Raw genomic sequence first — 18,566 nt, forward strand, 5'->3', positions numbered from 1 at the left:
CGGCTACTCCGAATCACTTACAAGGTCGCCGCTTCGGCTTCCAGTTTGGGCAAGGATGGTGCCTTGATACGCCATTCCTTGTACCACTGGTCAACGGCACTGCCAAAGAAACTGCGGTCAACTTCCAGAATGCGCGCACCACTGTCCTGAATCTTTTTCAGGTAATCCTGATCCAGCTTTTCGTAGATGGAAAACACGTCATTCAGATGCTGTTTGGCCAGGCTGGAAATTAATTCCCGATCCTTGTTGTCGAGGCTTTTCCAGCTACGGCCGGAAGCCACGCCAACCATTGGCAGCATCATGTGGGATGAGTGAATGATGGTACCGGCATAGTCCAGGTAGCGGGTGTTCCAGGTTCCCTCAAAATCAATCTGCATCCCGTCTACCTGGCCATTGGCAAAGGCATCGTACAGGGCCGGCAGTGGAATGGGTGTTGGTGCCGCACCGACCTTAATCCAGAAGTCTCTTTCAGGTTCAATCGGGATGGTACGAACCTTGGTGCCTTGCAGATCAGCGACGGTTTTGACCTCATTTTTCATCACGATCTGGCGCAGCCCAGCCATGCTGTAGCCCAGCCCGACCAGCCCCAGGCTGTTGAGTTCGTCCAGCATCTGACTGGCGGTTTTACCCTGTAACAGCTGTTGGGCCTGCTGTGGCGTCTTGATCAGATAGGGGGCAAACAGGGCCGCGAAGTCCGGCCGTCGGTTGGCCATTTCACCGGCAGTGAGGAAGGCCATGTCGAGGGCGCCGGTTTGCAGTTGCTGAAGCATCTGGGCTTCGTTACCAAGCTGTCCTGACGGGAAAATCATTACTTTCAAACGGCCATTGGACTGGTTACCGAGATCGGCAGCAAAAGCTTCTGCGGCCTTTGTCCATTGGTGAGTCGGCGGTGTAATCAGTCCAAGCCGTAGATCCCTGGCCTGGGCCTGTGGCAAAAACATCAACGGCATCAGATAACACAACATGGCTTTTATTATTTTCATTGTGAACTCCAGAGCGGTCAGCAGGCCGCGTTATTGGGGTGGGATTACCGGGCAAGCAAGACGGTAACCAGACCGGGGAACAGGATCATGATCAGGATGAGCAACAACATGACGCCCAGATAGGGGGCCAGCAGCCAGGCGATACGTTCGGATTTGACGCCAGAGAGGGTTGCAGCTGTAAACAGGGCGGAACCAACCGGCGGCGTTAACAACCCCATCACCAGGGTCAGACAGACCAGCACGCCAAAATGGAACGGGTTGATGTGATAGACGTCGGTGGCTACTGGCAGCAAGACAGGAACCACCAGAATCAGCGCCGGAATCGGGTCCAGAATCATGCCGATGGCCAGCAGCAGGGCCGTGACCAGTAACAGGAATACCACCGGTGAATCCGACACCGACTGTAACCAGGCCGCCGTTAACGCCGGCAGGTTTTCGAAGGTGATGACCCAGCTGAACAATTGGGCGGCGGCAATCAGCAGCAACACAATGGCTGAGTTACGGGCGGTGCGGGTCAACGCTGGCCAGAGGGCGTCAAACGAAAACTCCTGGTAAACGTAACGCCCGACCAGCACGGCAACCACAGCAGCCAGCGCTGCGGCTTCGGTTGGAGTGGTCAGGCCAGAAAGAATCCCGCCGACAATGGCCAGCGGCACCAGCCCGGCAGCAAAGCCATCGCGCATTGCCTGCCAGCGCTGGCGCCAGTCGAGAGCTTGATTGGCCGGATAATGTTTACGGCGGGCAAACCAGCCCAGCAGGGCAAAAAATGCCAGTCCCAGTAACAGGCCGGGCACGATACCGGCAATAAACAGCTCGCCAATCGAAATCTGGGCGATGACGCCAAAAATCACAAACAGCATGGATGGCGGAATAATCGGCGCCAACAGGCCACCGGCCGCGGTTAGCGCAACGGCATCATCCTTGTCGTAACCGGCGCGTTCCATTTCCGGCACGGCGACCCGGGTCATGATGGTGATCTGGGCAACGGTACTGCCCAGAATAGAAGCCATCATCATGTTGGATAGCAGGTTCACGTACGCCAGCCCGCCTCGAGCGGAGCCGATCAGAGCCATTGCCATGTGCATCAGGCGGCGGGCAATACCGCCTTCACTCATGCATTCACCGACCAGAATAAACAGCGGTAACGCCAATAAACCGTAGTTCTCCAGACCGGCAAAAAACTGCTGAGGGAAAGAATCCAGCAGCACCAGATTGTCGTTGGCAACGATGTAGAGCAGAGCGGAAACCGCCAGCAGAAACGCAATCGGCAAACCGATCAGCATCAAACCAATAAAACCGGAAATCACCATAGCTGTTAGCTCCGATCATGATTGTGGGTGGCTGGCATCATCAGCTCGCAGGTACTGGCAAACAGTCGCACGGTCAGATGAATCAGGGCGCCAACGCTGAATAGCGGCAAAATCAGCCAGCACCAGAATTTGTGAATGCCAAGCGTCTGGGTGGGTTCTTCGTAGATAAAGTTGAAGGTTTGCTGTGCCAGCGCAGAGCCATCACCATCCAGCCGGATCAGGGTGAGCGGATCAAACCAGCGCCAGATCATCCAGCTCAGCGTCATCACAAACAGCAGCATGACGATATCGCTGAGTAACTGCGCCAGCCGGGCCAACCGTATCGGCAAGTGGTCGACCAGCAGGGTCATGGCGATGTTGGAGCGATGATGCAGGCTGGCAGCGCTGGCCAGGAACGCCATCCACACCATGGCGGTGATGGCCGCTTCGTCGACCCAGAACAGTGCCTGGCCAATGGCTCGCGTGACGATGTTCAGCAACAGCAGCCCGAGTACCAGTGCCATCGCCAGCCCGGCTGCCCGCAGTTCCCAGCGTGCCAGCCAGCCACTGCAACGCTCGGCTTGCTGCAGCCAGACACCGGCAGCCGAGGTCTGCGGTGACGCTGCCCGCAGATTGTTGACGGGAAGACAGCCGCTCATTCCGGGTCACCATAAGTGAGGTAATCCCACATACGTTCAAAAATACGACCGCTGCGAGTGGCACGCTGACGGGCTTCTTCCAGCGTCATTTCCCGCACCTGATCTGACTGACTGAGGCAATCCAGCTCAATCCGGGCGGCGTCTTCCAGATACCAGGTCAGCGCTACCGCTTCCTCGATGGAAGTGGCGGCCGTCACCACACCATTGCCGCGCATAACAATGGCAGGCGCATTGGCCATCAGCTCCGCCAGCTGTTCGGCGGCGGCGTCGTTACGGATCAGCTGGGGGTCATTCCAGAGTGGCGCTGCCGGGGCAAAGTAGGCTCCCATACCATGCAGGGCACGGGGAGTGCGGCCCAGCGCTGAAAGGCTCATCGCTGCTGCTGGCATGCTGCGGACGATGCCGCCAATGTCCGGCCGTCGCCGGTAAATTTCCCGGTGGATACGGACTTCGCCCAGCACGCCTTCGGGCAAGTCTCCCGTCAGCGACACTATGGTGCCGTTGTCAGCGGGTTCGATGGTGCCCAGAGGTTTGGCGGCACACACCAGAAAGTGCTGTTCATCCAGTCGGGCACTGCAATGGCCGTAGGCATGGGCCAGCCGGTGACGCCCCAACGCGCGAGCTGCCTGGCGCACCAGTCGTTGGGTTTTCGAAGGCGCAAGGGGGCTCCCCTCAGCGACTAATGAGGTTGTGTTCATAACGGGTTCTCGTGGTTGGGGGGAGGCCGGGCGCCGAATTCTCAGCGCTTGAATTCAGCTATGTCCGGGCGACTGCCCCACATGCAGAAACCGGAGGGTTCGAGTGGAAATTGTCGTGGACGATGGTGTTCTTCATCGACTTCGGAGACGCCACAGGAGTATTCGTAGACCATCCCTTCCGGGCCTTCGAAGTAGAGGAAGCGAGCGCCCGAGGTTGGGTGGCGGCCGGGGCCAAACACCACTTTGACTCCCTGTTCCTGCAAGAAGTACCAGGAACGCATGATGTCATCGATGGATTCGACCTGATGATTGATGTGCTGGATACCGCTGCGATTGGTCGGGAACAGGGCAACCCGGTGGTGAATGGCGTCCAGTCGCAGCAGTGGTGACGGGCCGATCCAGTCGCTGACGCGGGCGTTGAACAGTTCGGTCCAGAGGGTTTCATCCCGTGCCGGATCGGTTGAACACAGACCGACGTGACTGAAACCTGTGATGCCAGCATCGCGGGAAGGGAAATAGCGGCGCCCGCTGGCGTGTGGTCGCCAGACCAGTTCGATGCGATTGCCGGTGTAGTCCTGAAAAGCGACAAATTGCTGTACATAGCGCTGTTCGCACTCTGCTGCCGAACCGGCCTTGACCGCAAACCCCGCCCGTTCCAGTTCACTGGCGGCACGATCCAGCTGGTCGGCCGACTCAAGTTCCAGGCCCAGCGTGTGATCACTGGGATCACCTTCGAAGTAGCAGAGTGTATGGTCGCGATCATCCGAACGGAAATAGACGCTGTTGCCTTCCCGCCGCACCAGCTGCAGGCCGATGATGCGAGTGGCGAAGTCGGTTGCGACCGTCAGGTCGCGGGTTCCCAGACGGGCATAGCGTACGTTGTGCAAGTCAGTCATGTTCACATCCGGTTATTGTTATTCTGAATGTTGCCGGGGCTGGCCCAGCCAGTGATATCAATCTATTACAGCGCTGCCATGCCTTGTAATGAATTCCATGTGCCCGGCCATAACCCGTGGTTATGGCCGGGCACCATCGGTGGCAGCGCTTGCTCTGAGCGCTGCTGCCAGTCGTGTTGCTGCTCGACTCAACGGGCGTTCACGGGCGCGAGTGATGCCCACCGGACCAAACGTCAGCGGACTGGCCATCGGCACCGCCGCCAGCATGCCGGTAGCGATGTCGCCTTCAACCACCTGTGCCGGGAAAGCCCCGATCACATCGGTGTGCTGAATCAGTTGCCGGTTGGTAATGATCGACAGTGATTCCCAGGGGGCCTGGGGCAATTCCAGCCCGGCTTCCAGAAAGGCACTTTCCAGCATGTGCCGGAGGGTCGTGTCAGGCGGAGGCATGATCCACGGCCAGGCCGTCAGATTGGCCAGTGCCACTGGTGCTTGCGTCAGAATCGGATGGTCGGGCCGGACTGCAAAGGTGACCTGTTCCTGAAACAGCGGCTCAACTTCCAGGGCTTCGCGGTAGTGGTAGGCGGGAATGCGGCCGACGATCAGATCGAGAGTGTCCTGTCGCAAGCGTGGGGCGAGGGATTCGTAGGTGCCCTCAATGACCGTCACCCGAATGCCCGGATGCTGCTGGTACAGCGCGGCCATGGCTCTGGGTAACAGATGGGCACCACCGGCGGGCAACACGCCAACCACCACATGGCCACTGAGCCCCTCGCGGGCATCGTGGATTTCGCGGGCAACCTGATCCAGTTGCGAAAACACCATGCGGGCTCGCTCAATCAGGATTTCACCGACCGGTGTTGGGTGACTGCCGCGGCTGGTACGCACCAGCAGCTCGGCGCCGAGTTGATCTTCGAGGTCGCGTAACAGTTTGCTGACTGCTGGCTGACTGAGGCCCAGTTGTTCGGATGCACTCACCAGACTGGTGCTGTTGGCGACGGCCAGCACAACACGTAGTTGCTGGAGCTTGATCCGACGAACCCAATTGGAATTCTGCATGCGTCTCCTGCGTCCTTGGTTATTGTTATTGGGACTGACGCGGCCAAAGGCCGGGGCAAGATCAAGACAGCATGCGAAAAGCACAGGGTGAATGCCACCGGCTGGTGATTGCAGGATCGGGCTTTTGAAATCCCGTAAAGAAGCTCCGCTGGGGAAATAACGATCGGTACCGTACCGGGACAGAAGGTTATCGCTGGCGCGGCGGCCTCTGTCGTCGAATCAAAGTACTTCTGCGATGTGTGACAGTGGCAATTGACGGCCACCCAGCAAGCGGATCAGCAGAATACCCAGCAGGTGAGTGAGCGTTTTCAGGGCGTTTTCCTCGCCAACAACGCCAGCAATGGCTTCGGTGTAACGTGCCAGCGCTGAGTTCATTTCCGGGTCCTGAGCCAGTTCGTCGGCGTTGCGGTTACGGGTGTAGTCGAGCAATAAGGTCAGCTCACCCGCAAAGCTGTCTTCCATCGCTGCGGCTATAACCGTGAGCGCTTGCAGTTTCTCTGCCGTGCTGGCGTCAGTCTCCAGAGAAAACCGGGGAACCTCCGTAGCGAACCCGGAGCAGGCTTCGAACAAGGCCTGTTTGCTTGGAAAGTAGTGATAAAGCACGCCTTTCGAGACGCCCAGCGCTTCCGCCATACGCCGCATGCTCATCCCGTTGAAGCCTTCGCGGCGAAACACCGGCACCGCTCGCTGAGCCAGCTCCGCACGATATTTGTCATGATCAACAATTTTCGGCATCGGGTTTTGTTCCATATTTTCAGATCGGTTGGAATATAAAGCATTGACCCTCCCAGACAACTTATCTATTTTTATAGTCCAAGTGGTTTATAAAAATGGAGTCAAAACATGCACGCCTCGCGAATTGCCAGGGTCACTACGGTGTTGATGGTGATATCTGCCACATTACTGAGTGCCATGATTCCTGGAGGACCGGTGGAAACCCGGGACTTTTCGGCTTACAGCCCGGTGATTCTGGGAAGCTTTAACACCTTTCTGACTCTGCTTGGCTTGTTGAGCTATGGCACCGCCTGGTTCACCTGGCGGCGGCAGCGGTGGGCGCTGATCTGTGCTTCATTATGTGGAGCTGGCTATTTTATGGTTTACGCCGCAGATCTGGTGCAGCTGTTTCCGCAATCACCGATTGCGATGCCTGCTGCCTTATTGGTGATGGAAGTAATAGGCCTTGTACTGGCTGTCCCGCTGTTGATCTTGCCGCTGTTGATCAAGGCCGACGGTGGTCCGCAGCAAGGGTATCTCGTTCACCATTCTCGCAATTTATATCTCTCTGCCATTGCCGTGTTCTGTGTCGTCGTGGCGATAGTTGCTTTTGCAACCATCTCTGCCATGGGAAGCAAATGATGTTTACCCAAATTGGCCATGGGCAACTGTCGACCAAACGCAATCTGGACCAAACAGCACGCCCCGGTCCTTGATGTAAGACTCTTATGGCCAAGACCCGTCTGCCAACAATGAATCTGAATGATATTTCAGCCTGGCGGGCGCAGACATGCCCGGTTCCCCAGAGTCCATAGACAGGGCTATAGACAGGGCCTTGGGGAACGAGGTTCTTGCCTGATCTTTTTACAGACTGCTTGTCATGCTCACCAGGGACGCGAATTCAGCGCCAGACTTGTCGATCACACGAGCTGCCATACTGATGACTGCCATGATCGAAGCCGTGGTGATATTGGCATGCTGGGCGGCACCAAAGCAGCTGCCCGCAATGGTGGGGCTGCTGCCTTCAATGACGGCCAGCGCAAGAGCTCCAGAACCCTGCTCGATACTGCGTTCTTCGTAGCTGTCGATGCGCAACGGTAACGACAGCGCTGCCAGCGTCGCATCGACCGGACCATTGCCGCAGCCTCTGAGTAATGGCTGGTTGCCGTCTGGCAGCCGAAGGCTTAACTCGATTTCTACTCGGTCTGCATGGGGGTGCAGGCGATGGTCGAGATATTCCAGAACCCCTCCGTGCTGCATCGGCTGAAAATAGGTTTGCTCGAACAAGGCCCGCAAGTCGTGACTGCTCAGCTCGGTTTCACTGGCGTCAGCTTGTTGCTGCACGATGGCACTGAACTCCACCTGCATCCTGCGTGGCATACGAATCTGGTAATCCTGTTCCAGCAAATAGGCGATGCCGCCTTTACCAGACTGGCTGTTGACCCTGACGATACTGTCGTAGGTTCGGCCAAGATCCCTGGGGTCTATCGGCAAGTAGGGCACCTGCCAGTAACCATCGGGATGCTGGGCAGCAAAGCCTTTGGCAATGGCATCCTGATGGGAGCCGGAAAAGGCGGTAAATACCAGGTCGCCGACGTAAGGATGACGTGGGTGAATCGGCAACGCAGTGCAGCGTTCGACGATTCTGGCGACCCGGCTGATATCGGAAAAATCCAGTCCAGGATGAATCCCCTGGCTGTAAAGATTGAGAGCCAGAGTTACGAGATCCAGATTGCCGCTGCGTTCACCATTGCCAAACAGGCAGCCTTCCACCCGCTGGGCGCCTGCCAGTAACGCCTGTTCAGCACAGGCGATGCCGGTGCCTCGATCATTATGGGGGTGGACTGACAAGATGATGTGCTGGCGGCGTTCGAGGCGCTGGTGCATCCATTCAATCTGGTCAGCAAACACGTTTGCGGTACTGACCTCGACCGTGGTGGGCAGGTTAATGATCATCGGCCGTTGGGCGGATGCATCCCAACTGCGAATGGCGGTGTTGCAGATCCGCAGCGAGACTTCCAGCTCGGCCATGCAAAACGTCTCTGGTGAGTACTGCAACACCCATTCGGTTTCCGGGTAATGGGCGGTCTTCTGACGTAACAGACTGATGTGGTGCGCCACCATCTGCTCGATCTCATCGACCGAACGATTGAAAACAACCTGACGCCATACCGGTGCGATGGCGTTGTAGAGGTGAACAATGACCCGACGTGCGCCCTTGACGCTGGCAAGGGTTTTGTCGATCAGGTCTTCGCGTAATTGCGTCATCACCATCGGTGTCACATCGGCCGGCACCCGCTTCTCATCAATCAGCTGGCGTACCAGAGCAAAGTCAATTTCCGAGGCGGCTGGAAAGCCGACTTCAATTTCCTTGAAACCGAGCTGGACCAGCTCGTCAAACAGCGCCAGCTTGCGGGCAGCGTTCATTGGTTCAAAAAGAGCCTGATTGCCGTCACGCAAATCGGTTGAAAGCCATATCGGAGGCTGTGTGATGGTTTGCGATGGCCAGCGTCGGTTGGGCAGGTCTACGGTGGGGGCTGGGCGGTATTTTTGTTGCGGATGCTTGAGCATGGTGGTGTCCCGGTAATCAGTAAAATCACGACTTTCCCTGCCTGTTAACAGACTGTCGGATACCGGGACTGGGGAAAATCTACATGTACAGAATCGTCATCTGTGACAACAGCCCCGGTAATTGCTGAGTACCAGGGCTAGCAGGTTTACATTGGGAAGACTCATGGCAAGCGTCTGCAAAATGGAAGGTGGTTACAGACTAGGGAATTTCCTGGGACTGGTATTTCTACAAATGGACATTTATTGTCTCGAAATAGACATTCTGGTGAAGCTGTTTGTAGCGGAGATGTAGGTGAGCAATTTTAGCAGCCGGGATTTTACCTCTCTCAATATGCAAGTCGCTGCGGTTGCGGTCGATTATACCGATGGCTTCCGGGTTGAACCTCACCATCACGAGGCCGCTCAGCTGGTTTATGCGATTGAAGGTGTGGTGGTGGTTGAAACCAGCAGCGGGCGCTGGGTGATTCCGCCGAGTCGTGGTGTCTGGCTGCAGGCCGGAGTTGAGCATTCACTGCGAATGCGGGGAGCGACGCGGGTCCGCAGCCTGTTTGTTGACCCGCAGGTCATTGAGGGATTGCCTGAAGGTAACTGTGTGATCGACATTTCGCCACTGCTGCGGGAGCTGATTCTGGCTGCCACAGAGGTGGAGGCTCCCTATCGCAAAGACAGTCGTGATGGTCGGCTGATGCGCTTGTTACTGGATGAACTGTGTGCCTTGCCGGTGCTGCCGTTTTATTTGCCCTGGCCGGATGATGAGCGCATCGCCCGGGTTTGCCACAGCTTGTCCTCACAGCCACAAAACAAGGACACCGCCGATCATTGGGCCAGCCAGCTGGCAATGGGCAGTAAAACCTTTCACCGGCGCTTTCAGGCCAGTACCGGTATAACCTTTGGTCGCTGGCGGCAGTTGCTCAGGTTGTTGACTTCGCTGGAGTCGCTGGCACAGGGGATGCCCGTGCTGGAAGTAGCATTGCAGCATGGCTACGACAGCCAAAGTGCTTACGCTGCTGCTTTCAAACGCCAGTTTGGCGTGCCGCCTTCGGCCTATTATCGGGCTGATTGAATTGTCAGGTCGTGAGCTCTGCGTGTGGCTGGGCCAGCCGAATCTCAGCATAAACCTCTCTGATACACTGCTGCATGACCGCGATAACACTTCATTTTGCTTATGCTAGAGTCCCTCCAATTTTGATCATAAAAACGGCTCTGGAAGCAATGATGGAACGGATCAGGCAACGCATCGAGCAGCAGGTGATGGGATTAACCGGGCTGTCGCTCAACACCATTGATTATGAAAACCCGAAAGGCGATCCGGGGCTGTTTGGGCCGCAGGCGATGTGCTGGCAGGTGCACAGCGATTTTCCATCGATGTTGTGTGGTGGTATTGGGGCGCTGATGTTGCAGATGATGCATCCGCTGGCGTTGGCCGGGGTGTGGGATCACTCCAACTTCCGTGACGATATGTTGGGGCGTTTGCGGCGTACCAGTCAGTTTATTGCCGGGACGACCTTTGCTGCCGGTGCTGATGCCAACGCTCTGATTGAACGGGTGAAAGGCATGCACAATCGGGTGGTGGGGCAGCATCCAGACGGCCGTACTTATTCTGCCAATGATCCCGAATTGCTAACCTGGGTGCACGTCGCCGAGGTGCACAGCTTTCTGGCTTCTTACATGCGTTACCGTAATCCGGCGCTGAGTCTGGCCGAGCAGGATCGTTATTTTGCCGAAGTGGCGTTAATCGCCGAACGGCTGGGCGCAACGGATGTGCCGAAAAGCCGCCGGGCGGTGGATTACTGGATCGATCAGATGCGTCCCGAACTGGTGTTCGACGAACGTACTGCGGAGGTGTTGCAGTTGCTGTTGAATGCGCCAGCGCCAAGCCGTCTGGCGCAACCGGTAGGGTATCTGATGACCCGGGCAGGGATGGATTTGTTACCAGACTGGGCCCGGCAAATGGCTGGCATTGAGTTGTCTGGTGCCCAGCGTTGGCTGATCAACCGGGGCATGGGCGTACTGGCACCGACCTTGCGCTGGGCCATCCGTAATGGAGCTTCGGCGCGAGCGCGCCGAAGAATGGCTTAGTCTGAGGGTTGATCCGTTAACGGATGTACCAAATTTCCATTTCAATACCACCGTTGCCGTCGGAGCAAGCCATGGTGCGGTATGGGCCAAAGTTATCGGATTGCACCAGATTTACCGGCCAGCAACGCTTGCCGTCTTCGCTACCACCCTCAACGTTGAATACGCCGTTGCTGGCGACCAGGGCAAACGTATCGCTTGGCTGGTCTGAATTGCCCTCTTCGCTTTGCTCAGGGCGAGTGCAAATTTCCTGTCCGGCAGACTGCTGATACGAAGACACGGCATCGTAGTTGCCGCGCTCGGCACTCCAGCTGTTTTGAATGTTGTACCAGGCCTTGCATCTGCCAGTATCTCCATCCAGTACTGCGTATGAGCTGTAACGGCTGGCGCTGGCCAGACCTGGCTTGAAGTCCGGAATCAGGATTTCTGTACCGTCCGGCGTGTTCATCACCAGAGCGCCGTGCAGGCTGTCGGTGAGGGTATAGGTGGTGCTGAAGCTTTCGTTGCCCTTGGTCGTTCCACTGATGACCAGTTCATTGCCAGTCACTGACCAGCTGCTGAAACTGCCGCTGTCTGAGCTACCGGTTTGAGTCGTGCCATTGCTTTCGTAGTACTGGTAGCCGCCGCCTACCTGGCCGGGCTCAAGCGTGAGGATGTAATAGCTGCTGCCGGTAGCGCTGAACACCCGATAGTTGCTGGCCATGATGTCAGCATTGAGCTCACTGATTACCCGGTCACTGTGGAGGAAGGCATCGGTGGTACAGGTTGCTTCGTACATGTTGGCTGTGCTGCTGAACAGCACGCAGCGGTCGGCAAAACTGCCGTCATTCAAATTGAACGTCAGTACATTGTCCTGCAACTGCCATTGATAACTGGCGGCTGAGGAAGCTTCACAGTTGCGCTCGGCAGACTTCACCGTTGCGGCGATAAAGTAGCCGGTTTCGGGACAATCCTCGTAGGCGACCACGGTGAAGGTGCCGTCGCTGGCGAAGTTGTATTTGAAGCTGACGTCACCATTGCTGTCACGCTCCAGCCAGGTGCCAGCCAGATTGTTCTGGTTCAGAGCCTGCTTGGCCAGTGCAGTGAGGGTCAGGTCAAAATGCTCAAGGGCATCTTCTTCAGAAACCAGCTGCGGTATGCCCAGCACCTCACTGACGGCCTCCTGAAAGCCTTCTTCGCCCGGCAGTTTGCCAATGCCAAAGTCGCCGTCGAATGACAGGCTAATGCCGTTATCCGGGTTGTTGTCGGCATCGGTGGACTGCAGCAGTACCAGCACATCCTTGACACGCTGATCGGTAACGTCGGTGGTATCGAACAGATCCAGCGGGGTAAAGGTGCTGCTGTTTTCGGGCACCGTAATACTGCCGAGCGTAATGCCGACATAGCTGAAGGTGGTGGTTTCACCCGGCTTGTAGGTGAACAGGCCGTTGGCGTCTGTGAGGCCGGAATAGCTGTCGGACTGGTAGTGCAAGCCTTGCACGGCGGCGTCGATAAAGGCGGCTTTCGGTGGCTCAATGTCGTCGTCGTTATTATTGCCGCCATCACCAGATCCGCCTCCGCCGCCACAGGCGCTTAACGTCGCCAGTGTGCTCAGGGTGGCCAGCATGCTGAGGGTTTTGTAGTACTGCACGGATATCTCCCGGGATTTTTCTGTTTGTTATGCAGACAGCCGGGCGCCGTTGAGACAAATCACCATCAAGGAGGAGAATTAGCCGCGGTGCACCTGAATGCCAGGGAAGGTTTTAATAATCAATATCATTTGATATTGACGTTTCTATACTATCCGGATTTATTTCTTATAACGTCGAAATGGCCCGGTTTTTTTGTGAATAGATGTAAAAATCAAAACACTCAACAGGTGCCGTTAAAGCGTGAATTTTGTTTTGGGTAGTTATTGCCGCTTGACAAGGAAAATGACAAAAAAGAAGCGTTCTCAGTCAGCGGTAAAATAATAACTTACACTCTGTAAACCGAGATTCCATGGGGGTTGTAGCGGGATTGGCCTATAGAGAGGCTATTGACCGATTGGCCAAGATTTAACCTGTCTATCTGGTACTTTTTGAAGGGTTTTTACAAAATCGAACAGCAAAAAATGCGACCTGATCTACATTTTCGGTAATGACGCTGTCCACTTCGAGAGCCCTGAATGTCACGCCGTATTTTGCTTTCCTGCTGTGCCCTTTCCCTGTTTATCCATTCCCAGGCCAATGCGATCACCCTTCAGGACTATGTTGCTGAAGTGGTTGAAACGCACCCGGAATTACAGGTTCGTATCCAGTCCTGGCGGCAGATGATTGAGGATGAGTCGCTCGCCAAAGCTGGCTGGCGGCCGTCGCTGGATTTTGCTGTCAGTGGTGGTTATTACCGCACGTCATCGCCGCAAACCGGCTTTGAAACCCAGTCCTATGACAGCCAGGAAGCGTCATTGACTCTGACCCAGAATCTGTTCGATGGCTTTGAAACGTCCAATTCCGTCAAGCAGGCCAAGGCTCGTATTGAGTCGGAACAACTGCGGGTGATGGATACTGCCGACAACCTGGCGCTGGAAGCGGCCAGCACCTATCTGGCAGCGCTGAAGCAGAAACAGCTGTCGCAGCTGGCAGAGCGTAATGTTCATGCGCATCAGCAGATTCTGGAAAAAATCCGTCAGCGCAGTGGTTACGGCGTTGGCCGTCGTTCCGACGAAGAACAGACCGAAGCCCGCCTGGCGCTGGCGATGTCAGGGTTGGTAGCCCAGCAGGCCAACCTGCAGGATGCGCTTACCCGCTTGCATTATCTGCTTGGTCGTTATGTCAGTGCCGATGAACTGCAGCCGCTCGACGAACCGCTGCTGGCTGATTTGGTGGTCCCTGAAAACGACGTCAACGTACTGATCGACAAGGCGCTGCAACAGAACCCGGCGGTATTGTCAGCCAACACCAATGTGCAGGCGACGGAATACAACTACGAACGCGCCAAAAGCGGCTATTTGCCACGCGTCGACCTGCAGCTGAAAAGCCGTCATGGCCGCGATCTGGATGGTTACGATGGTCGCACCCATCAGAACAGCGCGGTGCTGTCACTCAATTACAACCTTTATGGTGGCGGCAGCGACAGTGCCGAACGTCGCAAGCGTCTGAGTGCCGTGTATGAATATCGCGACTACGCCAACACCGCGCGTCGACAGGCGATTGAAAGCCTGCGGCTGGCGTGGATGGCCGCGCGCGCCACGGAATATCAGCAACAGCATCTGGACAGCTATGTGCAGCGCGCCCGTACAACCCGCGATCTGTATATGGAAGAGTTCTATGTGGGTCAGCGCAGCCTGATCGATATTCTCGACTCCGAAGGCGAACTGAACTCAGCACTGGTGAGCCAGCTGGGCAACCGGATTGATGCCACCACGGCCGAATTACGCCTGCACGAAGGCACCGGCGAGCTGTTTGAGGCACTGAAGATGGACGTTGCCGTGAATAACGGCCAGATCGAGGTCATGAATCATCCGCTGACGCCCGCTAACCAGCTGCCGTACAACACCGATGCCGACGCCGATGGCGAAAATGAACAGACTGACCATTGTGATACCACCCGTCAGCCAGCTGCGGTGAACGATTTTGGTTGTATCCAGAGTGTCGACTTCAAGCTGCCTGAAGTGCAGCAAACCGTCTGGGTTGAACAGCTTAACTTTGTGTTTGATTCAGCACAGCTGACGGCGGCGGCCCAGCGCCACCTGCAGGAAGTGATCAAACAGCTGCGGCAGCAGGTGGGTCTGGCTTATATCGAAGTGCAGGCGCACACCGATAGCCAGGGTTCCGATGCCTACAACCTGAGCTTGTCGCAACGGCGGGCGGAAGAAATTCGTCGCTATTTGCTCGATGCCGGTTTTGAAGCCCGTCGCATCAAGCCGATTGGGGTGGGTGAAGAACGGCCGATTGCTTCCAACGATACGGAAGCGGGCCGGGCGCAGAACCGCCGCGTCGAATTCCACATCTTCGGCTGGCAAGAATAAGCGTTATGGCGACTGTTGCTGAACTCAAGGTCAGCAGCAGCCAGCCTGACAACACGGAATGGACGCCACTGTTGCAGGTGCTGGTGCTGTTTGCTGCGCGCTATCGTCGGCCGGTCAGTATTGCCAGCCTGATCGCTGATTTGCCGGTACAGTCTGCCGATGCTGCCGACGAGTTATTGCACTCGTCCGGCGGCCCGGCGCTGTTCGCTAACATGGCGCTGCGGGCGGGCTTTCAGGCTCGTCTGACCGAGCGCCCGTTAGAGCGGTTTTCCTCGCTGTTGTTACCCTGTGTGCTGCTGCTGCAAGACGGTCAGGCCTGTGTGCTGGAACAACTGTCGGACGACGGCCGCGTGGCAACTGTGCTGCTGCCAGAATTCCCGGAGCTACCGCAGAGCCTGCCCGTCGAACAGTTGCAACAGCAGTATCTGGGGTTTGCCTGGTTGCTGAAGAGTTTGCCGCAGCAAGACAGTGAGCAAACCGCTCGGCACGACAGCAGCAGCCTGGCGGATGCGGCTGCCGGTCAGCACTGGTTTTTTGATGTGTTGTGGCGTGGCCGTGGCATGTACCTCAGCGTGATTGTGGCGTCGGTGTTCATCAACCTGTTTGTGATGGCAACACCACTGTTCACCATGAACGTCTACGACCGGGTGGTGCCGAACGATGCCCTCGATACTCTCTGGGTGTTTGTGATTGGTGTGGTGCTGGTGTATCTGGCCGACACCGCCTTGCGCTTTCTGCGCACCCGGATGCTGGAAATTGCTGCCCGCAAATCCGACCTGCTGCTGTCAGCGCGACTGTTCCGCCAGGCGCAGGGGCTGTCGTTGTCGGCCTTCCCTGATCGTATCGGAAACCTCGTCAACAGCCTGCGCGAGTTCGATTCCGTACGCCAGTTTCTGGCTTCGACGACCCTGGTAACCCTGGTGGATCTGCCGTTTGCGGTGCTGTTCTTGCTGATGATCGGTTGGCTGGCGGGCCCGGTGGTGCTGATTCCTCTGGCGGCCATGGTGTTGCTGTTGCTGGCCGGTGGCTTGCTGGCCGGACCGTTACGCCGTTCGATTGAACGTGGCAGTCAGGCTGCCGCCGCCAAAAACAGTTTGCTGATTGAAAGCCTGTCTCAGCTCGCCACCCTGCGCAGCTGTAACCACAGTCGCCAGATCCAGTTCCAGTGGGAACAGGCCTGTGGCCAGTCGGCCGACGTTGCCATGCGCAGCCATTTGCTGACGGCCAGTCTGACCACGGTTACCGGCATGATGGTGCAGCTAACCACCGTGCTGATCATTCTGGCGGGGGTGTATCAGGTGCACGACCAGCAACTGACGCTGGGCGGCTTGCTGGCGGCGGTGATTCTGTCGTCACGGGCGGTGGCGCCAATGGCTCAGGCGGCCAGTCTGCTGGCCAGCTACCAGCAAACCCGCGCCGTCTGGCAACAGCTGGATGGCCTGATGCAACTGCCGACTGAACGCAGTGAATCCGGTGCCATTCACAAGGCGTCGTTCACAGACTCGATCCAGCTGCAGCATGTCAGCCTCAGTTATGGCGAGTCGCCCGTGGCGGCCCTGCAGGACATCAATCTGACCATTAACAAGGGCGAGCGGGTCGGCATTATTGGCCGCGCCGGTTCTGGCAAGTCCAGCCTGGCGTCCTTGCTGGCCGGTCTGTATCGACCGACGGCAGGTCAGTGCCTGATCGACGGCATAGACCTCAACCTGATTGAGCCGGGTGACCTGCGCCAGTTGCTGTCGGTGCAGTTGCAGGATGCCGGGCTGCTGCGCGGCACCATTCGTTCCAATGTAGTGATGCGCCAGCCGCAGGCGACCGATGAACAGGTTCATCAGGTGGTGATGCTATCTGGGCTGGCGCGCCATTTGAGCCGCCAGTCTGCCGGGCTGGATACCCCTGTGGCGGAAGCGGGACGCGGTTTGTCCGGCGGTCAGAAACAGGCTGTGATGCTGGCCCGTTCACTGCTGGATCAGGCACCGGTGCTGGTGCTGGATGAACCGACCAGTGCGATGGACAGCTCCTCCGAAGCGCTGGTGCGTCAGCGGCTGCAACAGTATCTGCAGCACACAGGTCAGACGCTGCTGCTGATTACCCACAAGCAGGGCATGTTGGCGCTGGTGGATCGTCTGATCGTACTGGACGAAGGCCGGGTCGTGCTGGATGGCCCCCGTGACCAGGTGCTGAAAGCGCTGGCCGGGCAAACGGTCAAGGCCAGTGATAAAACACAGGGGGATGGCTTATGAGCCTGCCGCATCCACAACGCTTCAGCGACCTTGATATCGACACCATGCACAGCTTGCAGTCGGCCATCGCCCAGCGAGTGCCCTGGCATTGGTACGGTCTGACCGCGGTGATCTGCCTGACCACCACGGTTTTGTTGATCTGGGCGGCAGTGGCCGAAATCGACACCGTCGTACGAGCGTCCGGCAAGATTGTGCCTGCCGGTCAGGTGCAAACCATCCAGAGCCTGGAAGGCGGCGTGCTGGCAGAAATCCTGGTGTCTGAAGGCCAGCAGGTGAGTGCGGGTCAGCCGTTGGCAAAGATCAGCGACCTGCCTTTTTCCGGCTCGTTTGAAGAAAACCGGGTGCAGTCGCAGGCTTTGAAAGCCCGGCTGTTGCGGCTGCAGGCGGAAGCCGACAGCCAGTCATTTGAGCCGCTGGAAAACCAGCAAGGTTTGCCCGCCACGTTACTGACTGGCGAGCAGGCCTTGTTCAACAGCCACCGGGCCGAACTCAACGAAAACCAGAACATTCTGCGCGAACAGATCAAGCAGGCGGAAAGCCAGCAGCAGGAAACCCAGGCGCGTATTCGTCAGCTCGAACGCTCGTTACAGCTGATCAACAAGGAACTGGCGCTGAAGCAGCCGCTGGTCGCCCGGCGGGTCCTGTCGGAAGTTGACCTGCTGCAACTGCAAAGCCGTCAGGCGGAAGCCGAAGGTGAGCTGGAAGCCAGTCAGCTGTCGCTGCCACGGCTGCAATCGCTGATTGAAGAAAACCGCCGCAAGCTGGAGCACAGCGAGCTGGAATTCCGTAGTCAGGCCCGTCAGCAGCTGACCGAACAGTCGGCTGAGCTGGCACGCTTGCTGGAAATCCAGACATCGCTGGCCGACCGGGTTGCCCGTACGACCTTGCGGTCGCCGGTTAACGGCACCGTCAAACGGGTGTACGCCAACACCCCTGGCGGGGTGATTCAGCCAGGCATGGACGTACTGGATATTGTGCCGGATGAAACCTCGCTGTTGGTCGAGGTGAAAATTCGCCCGGCCGATATTGGCCATTTGAGTCAGGGCCAAAACGCCCGTATCAAACTGACCGCCTACGATTTTGCCATTTATGGCGGTGTCGCTGGCCAACTCGAATTTATCAGTGCCGACACCATCACCGAAGACACCGGTGGCGGCGAAAGCAGCTATTTCGTCGGTCGGGTACGGCCCGCCAGTGATGCCATCAGCCATGCGGGGCAGACCTTGCCAATCCGTGTTGGCATGACCAGTGAGGTCGATATCGTCACCGGCAAGCGCAGCCTGCTGAGCTATCTGCTCAACCCGATCAACCGCACGCTCAGCAGTGGCATGCTGGAATAACCATCAAATTTTATTAAGCCTTGCCAAGGCGGGGCTACAGCTCGTTTCGA

Annotated in this window: 15 protein-coding genes; 6 read left to right on the forward strand and 9 right to left on the reverse strand. The window is 57.2% G+C overall.

Features of this window, described 5'->3' with window-relative positions:
- Positions 1-17: 17 nt before the first annotated feature.
- From K6123_RS09800 to K6123_RS09830, 7 genes are all read right to left on the reverse strand, one after another.
- Positions 18-983 (reverse strand): TRAP transporter substrate-binding protein, encoded by a 966-nt coding sequence (locus K6123_RS09800; RefSeq protein ID WP_221797172.1) that lies wholly within the window; start codon positions 981-983, stop codon positions 18-20.
- Positions 984-1,027: 44 nt separating this feature from the next.
- Complete coding sequence (locus tag K6123_RS09805) at positions 1,028-2,293, reverse strand: TRAP transporter large permease (protein ID WP_221797175.1); 1,266 nt, start codon at positions 2,291-2,293, stop codon at positions 1,028-1,030.
- A 5-nt stretch (positions 2,294-2,298) separates the two neighbouring features.
- Positions 2,299-2,931: a TRAP transporter small permease gene (locus tag K6123_RS09810; RefSeq protein ID WP_221797177.1), complete on the reverse strand. Its 633-nt coding sequence runs from the start codon at positions 2,929-2,931 to the stop codon at positions 2,299-2,301.
- Positions 2,928-3,629, reverse strand: coding sequence for a class II aldolase/adducin family protein (locus K6123_RS09815; protein ID WP_221797179.1), 702 nt, complete (start codon positions 3,627-3,629; stop codon positions 2,928-2,930). The genes K6123_RS09810 and K6123_RS09815 overlap by 4 nt, the downstream gene beginning before the upstream one ends.
- 41 nt (positions 3,630-3,670) lie before the next feature.
- Complete coding sequence (locus K6123_RS09820; protein ID WP_221797180.1) at positions 3,671-4,525, reverse strand: VOC family protein; 855 nt, start codon at positions 4,523-4,525, stop codon at positions 3,671-3,673.
- A gap of 120 nt (positions 4,526-4,645) precedes the next feature.
- Positions 4,646-5,584: a LysR substrate-binding domain-containing protein gene (locus K6123_RS09825; protein ID WP_221797182.1), complete on the reverse strand. Its 939-nt coding sequence runs from the start codon at positions 5,582-5,584 to the stop codon at positions 4,646-4,648.
- A gap of 219 nt (positions 5,585-5,803) precedes the next feature.
- Positions 5,804-6,319 carry a TetR/AcrR family transcriptional regulator gene (locus K6123_RS09830; RefSeq protein ID WP_221797184.1) on the reverse strand — a complete coding sequence of 172 codons (516 nt, stop codon included), beginning with the start codon at positions 6,317-6,319 and terminating at the stop codon, positions 5,804-5,806.
- 108 nt (positions 6,320-6,427) lie between these two features.
- On the opposite strand from K6123_RS09830, the gene K6123_RS09835 reads away from it, so the two are divergent.
- Positions 6,428-6,940, forward strand: a complete 513-nt coding sequence (locus K6123_RS09835; RefSeq protein WP_221797186.1) for a DUF8051 family protein — start codon at positions 6,428-6,430, stop codon at positions 6,938-6,940.
- Positions 6,941-7,162: 222 nt separating this feature from the next.
- Here K6123_RS09835 and K6123_RS09840 read toward each other — a convergent pair whose 3' ends face one another.
- The gene (locus tag K6123_RS09840; RefSeq protein WP_221797188.1) at positions 7,163-8,869 is read right to left on the reverse strand and encodes a 2-isopropylmalate synthase; all 1,707 of its coding nucleotides are present in this window, start codon (positions 8,867-8,869) and stop codon (positions 7,163-7,165) included.
- Positions 8,870-9,161: 292 nt separating this feature from the next.
- Between K6123_RS09840 and K6123_RS09845 the strand changes: the two genes are divergently transcribed.
- Entirely contained in the window at positions 9,162-9,932 is a 771-nt protein-coding gene (locus K6123_RS09845) for an AraC family transcriptional regulator (RefSeq protein ID WP_221797190.1), read from the forward strand.
- Between the two features lie 152 nt (positions 9,933-10,084).
- Positions 10,085-10,948 (forward strand): oxygenase MpaB family protein, encoded by an 864-nt coding sequence (locus K6123_RS09850; protein ID WP_221797192.1) that lies wholly within the window; start codon positions 10,085-10,087, stop codon positions 10,946-10,948.
- A gap of 16 nt (positions 10,949-10,964) precedes the next feature.
- Here K6123_RS09850 and K6123_RS09855 read toward each other — a convergent pair whose 3' ends face one another.
- On the reverse strand, positions 10,965-12,575 hold the full coding sequence (locus K6123_RS09855; protein WP_221797194.1) for a hypothetical protein: 1,611 nt from the start codon (positions 12,573-12,575) through the stop codon (positions 10,965-10,967).
- A 516-nt stretch (positions 12,576-13,091) separates the two neighbouring features.
- Here K6123_RS09855 and K6123_RS09860 point away from each other — a divergent pair.
- From K6123_RS09860 to K6123_RS09870, 3 genes are read left to right on the forward strand one after another with little or no spacing between them, the layout of a single operon-like run.
- Positions 13,092-14,933: a TolC family outer membrane protein gene (locus tag K6123_RS09860; RefSeq protein ID WP_221797196.1), complete on the forward strand. Its 1,842-nt coding sequence runs from the start codon at positions 13,092-13,094 to the stop codon at positions 14,931-14,933.
- A gap of 5 nt (positions 14,934-14,938) precedes the next feature.
- The gene (locus K6123_RS09865; RefSeq protein WP_221797198.1) at positions 14,939-17,176 is read left to right on the forward strand and encodes a type I secretion system permease/ATPase; all 2,238 of its coding nucleotides are present in this window, start codon (positions 14,939-14,941) and stop codon (positions 17,174-17,176) included.
- Positions 17,173-18,516 carry an HlyD family type I secretion periplasmic adaptor subunit gene (locus K6123_RS09870; protein ID WP_221797200.1) on the forward strand — a complete coding sequence of 448 codons (1,344 nt, stop codon included), beginning with the start codon at positions 17,173-17,175 and terminating at the stop codon, positions 18,514-18,516. Before K6123_RS09865 ends, K6123_RS09870 begins: the two co-directional genes overlap by 4 nt.
- The last annotated feature ends 50 nt before the right edge of the window (positions 18,517-18,566 follow it).

It is taken from the genome of Oceanobacter mangrovi (assembly GCF_019740315.1).
Taxonomy (GTDB): Bacteria; Pseudomonadota; Gammaproteobacteria; order Pseudomonadales; family Oceanobacteraceae; genus Oceanobacter; species Oceanobacter mangrovi.